The sequence below is a fragment of the Bacillus sp. FSL K6-0042 genome, from assembly GCF_038006685.1.
Lineage (GTDB): Bacteria > Bacillota > Bacilli > Bacillales > Bacillaceae_G > Bacillus_A > Bacillus_A pseudomycoides.
Window position 1 is genome coordinate 1,756,788 of record NZ_JBBOVS010000001.1, and the last position, 12,499, is coordinate 1,769,286.

Sequence of the window (12,499 nt, forward strand, 5' to 3'; positions counted from 1 at the left end):
CCCTCCTAAGATGCAATCACTTCTTCTAAAATATGATTTAAGGCCTCTTGTAAATCTTCTATACCAACGCGTCCTACAAACTCATAAAATGTTTCAGCTGGCAGTTTATGTTCTTTAAAATATGTTAAAAACGATACAAGAACATTGGGAAGGTCTTCTCCATCAATCTTTCCTTTTAATTTTTGGTTATAGACACCACCATCTAATAACGTACCACCTACATAAATTTCAAATGCTTCAACAATTCCTTTTTCTTTCGTTTTCAATTTCACCCCTTGCAAGCCAATGTCCGCAATTTGTCTTTGTCCACATGAATTTGGACATCCTACCATATGAATACGAACCGGAACATCTAAAGCAAGCTGTGTATCTAAATAATCTGCAATATTACGTAGTCTTTCTTTCGTTTCTACTAATGCAAGGTTACAATACTCAATACCTGTGCATGATACCGCATATCCGATGAAAGATTTTGGACTTGCAGAAATAGATTCAAATAAAGGTTCTTTTAACAGTCCTTCTATATTTCCTTTCGGAACATTCGGAATAATGAGGTTTTGTGAGTTGCATGTACGAATTTCACCATTTCCGTACTGTTTCGCAATTCTAGCAATTTCAAAGAACTCCTCAGAGTGTAAGCGACCAACCGGTACGTTAAAACCAACGTATGATAAATTCCCTTGTTTTTGCTTATGAACACCGTAGAAATATCCAGCATTCCATCCTTTTAAAGCATCCTTCCCTTTATCATGTAAATGTCCTGTATATTCTAATAATTTTTCTTTAAATTTTTCCGGTCCCCAATCCGCAACTAAGAATTTCAAACGTGCCAAATGTCGTTTTTCACGATATCCAAAATCACGGAAAACGGTAGCAATTGCAATCGCAACCGATTTCACTTGCCCAGGAAGTATGAATAAATCTAGTTCTTGTGCTAAATACGGACGGGCAGATAACCCCCCGCCTACTCGTAAATGAAATCCCTCCACCGTTTTTCCATCAATCTCTTTTGTAGCCGGAATGAAGGCAGCACAGTTAATCTCAGCATTTGCTGCATTATATACGTTTGTGCTGATCGACATTTTAAACTTTCGAGGTAAATTTGAAAATTCTTCATTATGTTGAAAGAAATCATATACCTCTTTTACAATTGGCGCTGTATCAAATAGTTCATCACCATCAATACCAGCAAGGGGGTTCCCAATAATATTTCTTGTAATATCACCACAAGCTCCCGCTGATGATAATCCTACCTTTTCTAAGCGGTTAAAAATATCTGGTATTTGACCAATTTCAAGCCAATGGAATTGAATCGCCTGTCTTGTAGTAATATCAAGAACATCACGACCATAATCTTCCGCAATTGAAGCCAATACCTCCACTTGTTCATTCGTTAAAATACCAGAAGGAATATTAACGCGCATCATAAAATACCCTGCCTCTTTTGGACGTTGTAAATATAACCCCGCCCACTTAAATGAATCCCACTCTTCTTTCGGAATAGAATCAAATCCATTTTCAGCATAATACGGAATAGCTTTAAAGATTTCTAAGCCATCTTTTTCTAATTTCTTTTTCTCTGTAGCATTTAACTTTTCATTGTTTGCCCACACTTTTTCATAACTCATTTTTATTCCCCCTATATAAAGCTACGCTCTTGTAAGTAACCGATAATTTGTTCTGCACATTGTTCAATCGAATAAAGATACGTTTCTACAACCACTTCTGCTCCAAACGGCTCTTCATACGGCGAATTAATGCCGGTAAATTGCTTAATATCGCCTTGTCTCGCTTTTTTATAGAGCCCTTTCGGATCACGTTTCTCACATTCTTCTATTGGACACTTTACAAACACTTCGAGAAATTCGTCCTTTTCAAGAATATCCCTTACTTGCTGGCGATCCACTCGAAATGGAGAAATAAATGCTGTTAATACAATTGTCCCTTGATCTACAAATAACTTTGCCACTTCACCAATACGACGAATATTTTCTGTCCGATAACTTTCGGAAAATTCTAAATCTTTATTTAAACCATGACGAATATTATCGCCATCGAGTACATAATTACCAATATTTTTTTCAAATAATTTTCGGGCAACCGCATTTGCTACTGTTGATTTTCCAGAAGCTGATAAGCCTGTGAACCAAAGGACAAAACTGTGGTGACCACTTTTCTTTCGTCTTTCCTCTTTTAAAACAGATGCTGTATGCCAAGTGATATTTGTTTCCATCCTACTCTCTCCTTATTTTGTAACGACTTCTTTTTGTAAACCACGAATTAATATTTCTATAACTTCTTTACGGCTAAATTCACTTGGTGGAATTTCTCCATTTCGCAACATTTCTCTTACTTTCGTCCCTGATAAAATAACATGTTCTTCTTTACTGTGCGGACATGTTTTCGTAGAGGCCATCGCCTCACATTTTGCACAGTAAAAACTATGTTCAAAGAAGAGTGGTGCAATCCCTAACTCTTCTACTGTAAAATTCGTAAAAATCTCTTGCGCTTCGTACGTACCGTAATAATTCCCTACCCCAGCATGATCACGCCCCACAATGAAGTGCGTACAACCAAAGTTTTTTCTAACCAGTGCGTGAAATATCGCTTCACGTGGTCCTGCATAGCGCATTGCTGCTGGAAAAACACTTAAAAAGACACGGTCACTCGGATAATAATTTTTCAAAAGCACTTCATAACTTTCCATACGTACATCAGCTGGAATATCATCTGATTTCGTTTCACCAACGAGCGGATTTAAAAATAAGCCATCTACAATTTCCAGTGCAGACTTTTGAATATATTCATGTGCACGATGAACAGGATTTCTCGTTTGAAAACCTACCACTGTTTTCCAGCCACGTTTTGCAAACTCTGCACGTGTTTCACTTGGATCTAAATGATAAGAAGCAAACTTATCATTTTCAAAACGCTTCACAAGCGTAATTGTTCCTCCAACATAAACATTTGGCCTGTCATATAACTTTTTCACACCTGGATGGGCAGTATCAGTCGTTTTATAAACAAGCAATGCTTCCTTGTCTTTATCCGGTGTAAAAATATCTTCTATTTGAATCACACCATATGTGGTCCTTTCTTTGACAAGACGAACCTCTTCACCAATTTTTAATTGCTTCGCCTTCTCTTCTGTTATTGGTAGTGTAATAGGTATACTCCATACATCACCACTTACTAAACGCATGTTTTCTATAACAGATTGATAATCTTTCTTTCCTAAAAATCCAGTAAGCGGGCTATAACCACCTATTGCAACAAGCTCTAAATCACTTAAAGCAATTTTGTCCAATTCAATTTCTTTTGTAATCCCCTTTATTTCATATGTTTCATCAATACGATTTACTAATATTTTGGTTTTACTCATTCCCCTGTCCGCCTCTTTCACATATATTTAAAATCAACCATGACCTTATTGATCATGAAGGCCACATTCCGTTTTCATCTTTCCAGCCCATCGTCCATCCCTTGAATCTCCCCTCTCTCCCACAGGCAACGTACATTTTTCACACCCTATACTTGGGTAACCCATGTCGTGCAATGGATTATAAGGCAAATCATGCTTATATACGTAACGCCACACTTCCTTCCACGTCCAATGAATAAGCGGACAAATTTTAATAGATTGGAAGCGATGATCCTGATTTATAAACCTTGTATGTTTACGCGTTTCAGATTGTTCCCTTCTTAGCCCTGATATCCACGCTTTTCCATTCGATAAGGATTCCTCAAGTGATAAAATTTTCCTTAATTTACAACAAAGATTCGGATTATGTTCCCACAAACGATCCCCATGCTTTTTCGCTTGCTCCTCAAGCGTTAGCGAGGGTTGCTTTTCAATAATTTCAAGATCCGGAAACCTTTCGCGCACCCGCTTAATTAAATCGTATGTTTCTTGAAAATGAACGTTTGTATCTAAAAATACAACTTTTGCAGATGGATTTACTTGGTTTATAAGATGTAACAACACCATCCCCTCTACACCAAAGCTACATGCGTATACAATTTCATTTTCATAATGTTTATAGGCCCACTCTAATACTTGTAACGCTCCTTTTGTTTCATCTTTCTCAAAAAAAGAAACGAAATCCTCTTTCCACGTTTCATACGTCAGCATGTTCTTTCCCCCCTGTAACGCAAAAAGACGGTTTTAACCTAATAAAATAGATTAAAACCGCCTCTAGTTTTTCTAGTCAGCGCTTTTTACTTTAAGCGTACCTTTTCACTTTTTTCAAGCTGAATCACTTTTCCATCTTGCACAACAATTGTAATAGAACCATATTTCATATCCGCAAGCATCGTTTGAATTTTCTCAGCTACTTCGTCAAAATGTCCACGCACTCCCACGAACAGCCCCCCTTTTTATTCATAAAAAAAATCTTTTCCATTTCGAAAAGACTGTTCGGTAATATATTTACCTTATCTTTCAAAATGGATGCCATTTTGCTGGACTTAGCACCTTGCTTCTTATAAGCAGGTTGCTGAGCTTCGTAGGGCCAGTTCCCTCCGCTTCTCTTGATAAGCTTTGTATTTGTATTTTATCATAATTCTGATTTTTTCAATCCTAGTTTTCCGATATATTTTATATTTTTTAAAAGGGGTTGCTCTATTTGAACAACTCCTTTTATCACTACACAAGCTCTTTTATACGTATGCGATCGTTCCCAATTATATTTTCATATGTTTCACGTTCAACAACAACTTGTGATGCCCCGCCTTTTGCAAATACTACAGCCGGTCTGCGAATCCGATTATAATTATTAGCCATAGAATATCCATATGCTCCTGTACAAGAGATCGCTAACAAATCTGCTGTAGCAACTTGCGGCAGTTCTATATCCCAAATAAGCATATCTCCACTCTCACAACACTTTCCAGCAATTGAAACAACTTCTTCAGCCTCTTCTTTCCCTCGATTTGCTAGCATCGCCTCATAACGAGCTCCATATAAAGCTGGTCTTAAATTATCTGTCATTCCCCCATCGACTGACACATATTTACGAATGCCAGGGATATCTTTTACAGCTCCTACTGTATAAATTGTTGTTCCTGCATCCCCAACAATACTACGACCTGGTTCAATCCATATTTCAGGAAGTGGATAATTATTTCTTGTAAATTGTTCTCTCACTGCATCTGTTACAGCATGCACATATGTTTCAAGGGTAAGTGGTGTATCAGCTTCTGTATAACGAATACCAAAACCTCCACCAACATTTAACACTGTTACAACATAACCAGTCTGTTCTCTTATCTCTTCTAAAAAGTTATGCAATACTTCAATCGCTCGAACAAATCCTGCTGTTTCAAAAATTTGTGATCCAATATGTGAATGAATACCTAACACATTATAATTTGATTTCTCTAGTGCTATTTGAGTCGCCTGCATTGCCTGACCAGTCGAAACTCCAAAACCAAATTTCGAATCATCTTGCCCTGTTGTAATATATTCATGTGTATGCGCCTCTACTCCAGGTGTAACTCGAATTAATATATTTACAATTTTTCCATACTGCTGTGCTAAGTCATGTAATATTTCCATTTCAAAGAAATTATCTACCACAAAGCAGCCAACATCTGCTTGCAGCGCCATGACAATCTCTTCTTCGGTCTTATTATTACCATGAAAATGAATGCGTGATGCAGGAAAACCAACTTGCAAAGCAGTATACAATTCGCCCCCAGAAACAACATCTAAAGACATATTTTCTTCACGAGCTACTCGGCACATCTCCATGCACAAGAACGCTTTACTTGCATACGCTACTTGGTAAGAGAATCCACTTTCCTGGAAAGCACGATGAAACGCGCGGCATTTTTCCCGAATAGAAGCCTCATCGTATACATAAAGTGGTGTCCCATACTGTTTGGCTAGCTGCGTTGTATCGCATCCTCCAATTTCTAAGTGTCCTTGCTCATTGATTCGGCTTGTGCCGTGTAAATACATTTGAATTCCTCCCTTATTTCCTCTAAAACTCATAACCCCAATCTTCTTCTATTCATTGCAGCGCGTTTTTAGATAAAGTGAAACTTTAATCAGTGGGAGTTTCATCCCCACTGATTATGAGCCTTCACCAATCGGGCTTTTACGGGCAGTTGATCCTCCACCTAACTTCTTTGTTTTCTCAGAATTTTAAGATATGAGATCCTACTGCCCGTTAAAGCAGGGTAAACAAAAAACGCGCGGAACAATGTTCACACGCGTTTCTTATTAGGAATAATGTATCATGAAAAAATAAACGAGTTGTTATCTTCTCAAATAAGAAACCGCATCAACATCTCCAAATAGCTCTCCATAAAATAAAATCTTATGACAGTACTACATTTATTCAATGTAGTCCCAATATATGAATGACGTGGTCACTCTTACATTTCGGCAATAGTCCCTTTCAATCTATGATCACAGATTCCACTAAATCTCCCATAGCTTACTCTTTCCTATCGCGGCCTCTACCTTTGAGAGTAGATGAGGTAAATCTATTTAATTTTCAAACATCTAATGTTGGTATTAACAATACCAAACGAATAAATTATTTGTCAAACAATTTTTCACATTGTTTTTTTACAATTTAATTTCGTATTATCTGGTAAGCGCTTTATATCTATTTTTTTCACGGTCCATTCTCCCTCATCATTATTAAACGTAATTCTTATTTTTTCAAATGGCGGAAGTACTTTCCCACCTATGGCTTCATATTTCGTCACTTCAATTACAGCTTGAAATAAATATGTACCACTATACATTTTTTTCAAACTAACAATCTTCGGGCATTCATACAGTTTTTGTTTCCCATAATGCTTCTCAATCGCTACATTTATTTGCGGAAACAAAACGGAATAAAGAGCATCTTCTAATAATGGCGCATCATATTGTGCAGCAAAAACTGTAGGGGTAGAAAAGAATAAAAAACCACTACATATGAAACAAAATAACTTTTTCATCATAACCTCCGTATCAAAATGCGATATGGTTATTGTCTCCGTTTTCTCTTTTTCTAACCAATTCTTATAAAAATTATCCACAATTCTGCTTTGTTTTCGTATAATAGTACATAAAGATATACGACTGTTCGTATATATAAAGTGAAACTTCTATCATTAGAACTACAATCACTAGAACCGTCACTTACAGTAGGAGAGGAGTATGTTATGCTACAACATTTGTTTCCAAAATTACGATTTGCACTTGTTGCAGTCGTTTTATTATGGATAAAAACATATATAGTGTACAAGCTAGCCTTCGATATTAAAATTGATAGCTTCTTTGAAGAAATGATGCTTTTGTTTAATCCAATTGCTTCATTGCTTTTATTTTTTGGTCTAGCTTTATTAGCATCAAAGTATCGAAATCGAATTATTATTGGAATCAGCTTTTTGCTGTCATTTATTTTATTTGGAAACGCGATGTTTTACGGTTTTTATAATGACTTTGTCACATTCCCTGTTTTATTCCAAACAAATAACATGGCTGATTTAGGAACAAGTATTAAAGAACTATTTACGTACAAGACATTACTTCTATTTGCGGATGCAATTATTCTAATGTTTATTTCACGTAAGTTCCCGGAATTTTGCAATAATACGCCACTATCTCGCTCTGAAAAACAAAGCTTTTTTAGTGGTATAACAGCTCTATTAGCATTGCAAGTTATTGTTTCTGTCGTTCATAAACCGCAGTTATTTTCACACTCTTTTGATCGTCAAACCGTTGTAAAAAATCTAGGTTTATACACATATCATCTATTTGACATTACACTTCAGTCTAAATCTTCTGCAGAGCGTGTATTTGCAAGTGGAGACGGTTTTTCTGAGATTAAAAACTACGTGAATTCAAAAGATAAACAAGTTGATAAAAGTTTATTTGGAGTTGCAAAAGGAAAAAATGTCATTTTAATTTCAATGGAATCCACACAAAATTTTGTTATCAACAAAAAAATAAATGGAAAAGAAATTACTCCATTTTTAAATCAATTTATAAAAGATAGTTATTATTTCGATAACTTTTATCATCAAACTGGACAAGGAAAAACATCCGATGCCGAATTTATTGTAGAAAATTCATTATATCCATTAGACCGTGGCTCTGTATTCTTTACACATGCAAACAATGAGTACACAGCAACTCCTGAGCAGTTAAAAAAATATGGATATTATTCCGCAGTCTTCCATTCGAATGATAAAACTTTCTGGAATCGTGATGTAATGTATCCAGCACTCGGATACGATCGTTATTTTAACCTAAATGATTATACAGGAACAGAACAAATGTCTGTTGGGTGGGGACTAAAAGATAAAGAGTTCTTTGAACAATCGATCTCCAAGCTTAAATCTTTACCACAACCGTTTTATACAAAATTTATTACATTAACAAATCATTTCCCATTTCTTTTAAATCCAGAAGATCAATATATTAATGAGTATAATTCTGAGAGTGGTGTACTAAATCGTTATTTCCCAACCGTTCGCTATACAGATGAATCTCTGAAACTATTTATCAATCGATTAAAAGAAGAAGGGTTATACGATAATTCAGTTATTATTATTTACGGGGATCATTACGGTATTTCTGAAAATCATAATGCTGCTATGGCACAATTTCTCGGTAAAGAATCCATAACTCCATTTGATTCGATGCAATTGCAACGTGTACCACTTATTATTCATGTACCTGGTCAAGAAGGAAAAGTTATTTCTAAAGTATCTGGACAAATCGATATAAAACCAACATTGCTCCATTTACTTGGTGTCAAAACAAACCAATCCATTGAGTTTGGTACCGATTTATTTGCAAAAAATGAGCATCCACTTATGATTATGCGTGATGGTAGTTTCGTAACAAACGATTATGTTTATACAAAAAATATGTGCTATAAAAAAAGCACAGGTGAATCTATTGATTCAGCAATTTGCCAGCCATATATTGAAAAAGCAAAAACAGAATTAAGTTATTCTGATAAACTTATCTATGGAGATTTATTACGATTTGATCCTAACAATAAATACAAAACGGGAACAATGATAACTAAATTTGAATGACCCTAAAAGCAACCTTAAATGATAACAATTTGAGGTTGCTTATTTCTTAATTAAATTTTTACCCTTTCTTAAACATGATGATCTTATCTAACAAAATCTCTCCCCCAACTCAAAGCTCAGTAGAAATAAAAAAGTTAGACAAGGGATAAACTACTCATGAAAGCCTGCCTTAATGAACCACATCGCTGAATACGATTTCACTTAACGAAATCTTTCACAAAATGGGAATTTTTTCGTACGTGGAAAGAAATTTATGTTATGATAAAACAAGTAAACTTTCATACACTAATTAAGAATTTATTACAGAAAGCAAGGGATCAGATTTTGTATAGAGCAGCAATTCCAAACTTATTTACGCTCGGAAATTTATACAGTGGATTTTTATCAATCGGCTATGCATCTTTAGGGTATTATAAACCAGCTGCTATTTTAGTACTAATCGGGATGATGTTAGATAGTCTTGATGGTCGGGTTGCTCGTTTATTGCGTGTTGATTCACAAATGGGAAAAGAACTTGATTCACTAGCAGATGTTGTAACATTCGGTGCTGCACCTGCGGTTTTAATGTACTACACTTCCTTTTCCAATTACGGAATTATCGGACTATACATAGCAGGCCTATTCCCTCTGTTCGGAGCATATCGCTTAGCAAGATTCAATGTAACGCCTTCCTCTACTTCTATGAAATATTTCACTGGCGTTCCTATTACTGCAGCAGGAGGACTTGTTGCCTTCTTAACATTGTTTTCGCATACCATTCCAAAAATTGTCCTCATTACAGTATTTGTAACGTTTGCATTTTTAATGGTAAGCCGTATTCGCATCCCAAGTTTAAAAGATGTGCCAATTCCACGATACAGTATCATTGTTACACTATTTTTAATCGGCAGTATTTATACAATGTATAAAACAAGTTTTGGCAACATTTCAGTATTTCTATTCATTGCTATTCCACTTTATATTTTGTTTATGTTATCTCAATTTATTAGACAAAGACCTTCTCATAAAAAACGAGCAAATAAAGAAAAGTAGAAAGAACCCTTCCAGTTGGAAGGGTTCTTTCTATTTTGTAACAAATTCCTTTTGGTTTACAGGTGTTAATGGTTCTTCTCCTTCTAATACAGCTAAAATGTTACGCACTGCCATTTCAGCCATAGCATCACGAGTTTCAAATGTTGCGTTTCCAACATGCGGAGTAAGGACAACATTTTTCAGTCCCTTTAATCTCTCTGTAATTTTCGGTTCAAACTCAAATACATCAAGAGCTGCCCCTTCAATTTCATTTGTCTCTAACGCATGAGCAAGCGCTAGTTCATTCATGATTGGACCACGTGCTGCATTTATAATATATGCTGTTTTCTTCATCATTTTAAATTGTTCTTCATTAATCATATGATGAAGACTTGGATTATACGCACAATTAATCGTAATAAAGTCTGCTGTTTGTAATAGTTCTTCTAATGTTACATATGTTGCTTCTAATTCACTTTCTGTCTCATACTTACGGTTTGGACCTGTATAAATCACATTCATTCCAAATGCTTTTGCACGTTTCGCAACTGCTTTTCCAATTTCACCAAGACCGATGATTCCAATTGTTTTCCCATATACTTCTCGACCGAGGAAAAAGAGTGGTGCCCAGCCATTAAATCCCACTGTACGACATAGTGTATCTCCTTCTGGAATTCGTCTTGCAGCCGCTAAAAGAATAGCAAATGTTAACTCTGCTGTTGCTTCTGTTGAAACTTTCGGTGTATTTGTAACTACAACTCCTTTTTCTGCTGCATACTTGTAAGCAATATTATCGTAACCTGCACCATAGTTGGCAATAATTTTCAAATCAGGTGCTGCATCAATCACTTCTTTTGTTACCTTTGTAGAAAGTAAACTTAACAGTGCATCTTTATCCTTAACTCGCTTTGCTAATTCTTCGGTACTGATTAACTCTTCTTTGTCATACATTTCTATTTCATGATTTTGTAATAACTGTAATCCGATTTCTGGAATATTTCCTGCTACTAATATTTTCGCCATTACTAAGCACCTCTTCTATTTAAAAATGAGAACTTCCTTACATTTTATTGTAAGAAATCTATGTCAAAAAAGCCAAGAAATTTGATTACAGTTTTGAAAATTGACACTTTTTCTCATAAGAAAAGGGGAGATGGATATCTCCCCTTTTACTCATTGTTCTTCACTAGATTGTTTTCCCAGCTTTGCATCAATCGTTCCCTCTGCTACCGTATCACTAATTTGTTCTTGTACTACAGAATCAACTTCTTCGTTCGTTTGGGAAGTATAACTTTGATTCGTCACTTTCATACTCTGTTTATTATTTTGTTTTACCATTTAAAACCCTCCTTTATCATTCTTTCTTATTTTGAGCAAAAAGAAAGGTTTTCATCACGAAATCATGTTTTACTTTGAAACAATTACCGATTCTTCTTCAAGCAGTTGCATCTTCCTCACCCGTTCTTCAAATGTAGCAACATGAGAAATACCATGATTACGTAATGTTTTCACGTTTTCTTGGACATAATTTCCTAAATCATTTGGGTAATGAGCATCTGATGAAAGAGTAATTGGTACTTTATATTTTGCCAACACTTGTAAATACAGTGGACTTGGACACATCTCTCGAACAGGATAACGATAATATAATCCGGCATTTACTTCCGTTGCTGTATTTGTTTCTATTAATGCCTTAGCAATTCTTTCGTAATATGGAATCTGTACATTTTCATCTAATCGATAATTAAATACTTTTATATTATCAAGATGCGCTACAATATCAAACATTCTCGAACGAACGGCCTTTTCAACTGTTGTGAAAAATACATCATACAATGTATTTAGCTGATGGTTTTCGAAATATTCTTTCGTATCTGGGTTATCAAATCCCCATCCATCAATAAAATGCACAGAACCAATTACGTAATCCCAATCTCCTAATGCCAATAATTTTTGTAATTCATCTTCCCCACCCATAAAATAATCAGCTTCAATCCCTAGACGCAGTACTACCCCTCTTTTTCTCCAGTGCTCCTTTGCCTCTTGGATTGCTTTTGTAAAATCAGAAATCGATGCTACTCGCACTTGATCTAGCCATTCTTTCTGCAGACGACCGAGCTTTGACTCACTAATGTCTACATATTTCTCATAATATTCCTTCGCCTCATAAAAACGATATAAGTGATCAACAATACCAACTTCTTTTATTCCTTTTCGCAGTGCTTCTTCTAAATAGAAATCAATCCAATCTATTGTAAATGGACCCTCTTGTACTCTTTTTTGCAAGCGTTCTTGTGTTTTCATAAGCCATTCAATCGAATGCCGCTCTTCTTCTAACGGTTGATAATATTCTATTGATTCATTTATTCTCGCCAACCACCCTAGCGAATACGGCCCCTCTTCTAAATGAAGGTGATAATCCACTTTCATAGTTTCT

At 35.6% G+C, this 12,499-nt stretch carries 12 protein-coding genes and 2 riboswitches; of the genes, 2 read left to right on the plus strand and 10 right to left on the minus strand.

What is annotated here, in order from left to right:
* Window positions 1-5: 5 nt before the first annotated feature.
* The 7 genes from MHH45_RS09130 to MHH45_RS09160 all read right to left on the minus strand — a co-directional run bounded on the left by MHH45_RS09130 (window position 6) and on the right by MHH45_RS09160 (window position 6,957).
* Complete coding sequence (locus MHH45_RS09130; RefSeq protein WP_016114017.1) at window positions 6-1,628, minus strand: nitrite/sulfite reductase; 1,623 nt, start codon at window positions 1,626-1,628, stop codon at window positions 6-8.
* 11 nt (window positions 1,629-1,639) lie between these two features.
* The gene (gene cysC / locus MHH45_RS09135) at window positions 1,640-2,233 is read right to left on the minus strand and encodes an adenylyl-sulfate kinase (RefSeq protein WP_088094144.1); all 594 of its coding nucleotides are present in this window, start codon (window positions 2,231-2,233) and stop codon (window positions 1,640-1,642) included.
* Window positions 2,234-2,245: 12 nt separating this feature from the next.
* On the minus strand, window positions 2,246-3,382 hold the full coding sequence (sat, locus tag MHH45_RS09140) for a sulfate adenylyltransferase (RefSeq protein WP_016114015.1): 1,137 nt from the start codon (window positions 3,380-3,382) through the stop codon (window positions 2,246-2,248).
* A 45-nt stretch (window positions 3,383-3,427) separates the two neighbouring features.
* Complete coding sequence (locus MHH45_RS09145; RefSeq protein WP_016114014.1) at window positions 3,428-4,132, minus strand: phosphoadenylyl-sulfate reductase; 705 nt, start codon at window positions 4,130-4,132, stop codon at window positions 3,428-3,430.
* A gap of 86 nt (window positions 4,133-4,218) precedes the next feature.
* Entirely contained in the window at window positions 4,219-4,362 is a 144-nt protein-coding gene (locus tag MHH45_RS09150) for a YezD family protein (protein ID WP_003196202.1), read from the minus strand.
* Window positions 4,363-4,431: 69 nt separating this feature from the next.
* Window positions 4,432-4,540: riboswitch (SAM riboswitch) on the minus strand.
* A gap of 105 nt (window positions 4,541-4,645) precedes the next feature.
* The gene (gene lysA / locus MHH45_RS09155; RefSeq protein ID WP_016114013.1) at window positions 4,646-5,962 is read right to left on the minus strand and encodes a diaminopimelate decarboxylase; all 1,317 of its coding nucleotides are present in this window, start codon (window positions 5,960-5,962) and stop codon (window positions 4,646-4,648) included.
* Window positions 5,963-6,293: 331 nt separating this feature from the next.
* Window positions 6,294-6,476, minus strand: a riboswitch (Lysine riboswitch).
* Between the two features lie 88 nt (window positions 6,477-6,564).
* The gene (locus tag MHH45_RS09160) at window positions 6,565-6,957 is read right to left on the minus strand and encodes a DUF3888 domain-containing protein (protein WP_088094143.1); all 393 of its coding nucleotides are present in this window, start codon (window positions 6,955-6,957) and stop codon (window positions 6,565-6,567) included.
* 207 nt (window positions 6,958-7,164) lie between these two features.
* Here MHH45_RS09160 and MHH45_RS09165 point away from each other — a divergent pair, with 207 nt between their 5' ends.
* Both MHH45_RS09165 and pssA read left to right on the plus strand, forming a co-directional pair.
* The gene (locus MHH45_RS09165) at window positions 7,165-9,051 is read left to right on the plus strand and encodes an LTA synthase family protein (protein WP_016114011.1); all 1,887 of its coding nucleotides are present in this window, start codon (window positions 7,165-7,167) and stop codon (window positions 9,049-9,051) included.
* A 324-nt stretch (window positions 9,052-9,375) separates the two neighbouring features.
* Window positions 9,376-10,083 (plus strand): CDP-diacylglycerol--serine O-phosphatidyltransferase, encoded by a 708-nt coding sequence (gene pssA, locus MHH45_RS09170; protein WP_026008425.1) that lies wholly within the window; start codon window positions 9,376-9,378, stop codon window positions 10,081-10,083.
* A gap of 30 nt (window positions 10,084-10,113) precedes the next feature.
* On the opposite strand, the gene MHH45_RS09175 is transcribed toward pssA, so the two are convergent.
* From MHH45_RS09175 to MHH45_RS09185, 3 genes are all read right to left on the minus strand, one after another.
* Entirely contained in the window at window positions 10,114-11,085 is a 972-nt protein-coding gene (locus MHH45_RS09175) for a 2-hydroxyacid dehydrogenase family protein (RefSeq protein WP_016114009.1), read from the minus strand.
* A gap of 150 nt (window positions 11,086-11,235) precedes the next feature.
* Window positions 11,236-11,400, minus strand: a complete 165-nt coding sequence (locus MHH45_RS09180; protein ID WP_003196190.1) for a DUF4025 domain-containing protein — start codon at window positions 11,398-11,400, stop codon at window positions 11,236-11,238.
* A 69-nt stretch (window positions 11,401-11,469) separates the two neighbouring features.
* On the minus strand, window positions 11,470-12,492 hold the full coding sequence (locus MHH45_RS09185) for a histidinol phosphate phosphatase domain-containing protein (protein WP_016114008.1): 1,023 nt from the start codon (window positions 12,490-12,492) through the stop codon (window positions 11,470-11,472).
* Window positions 12,493-12,499: the final 7 nt, after the last annotated feature.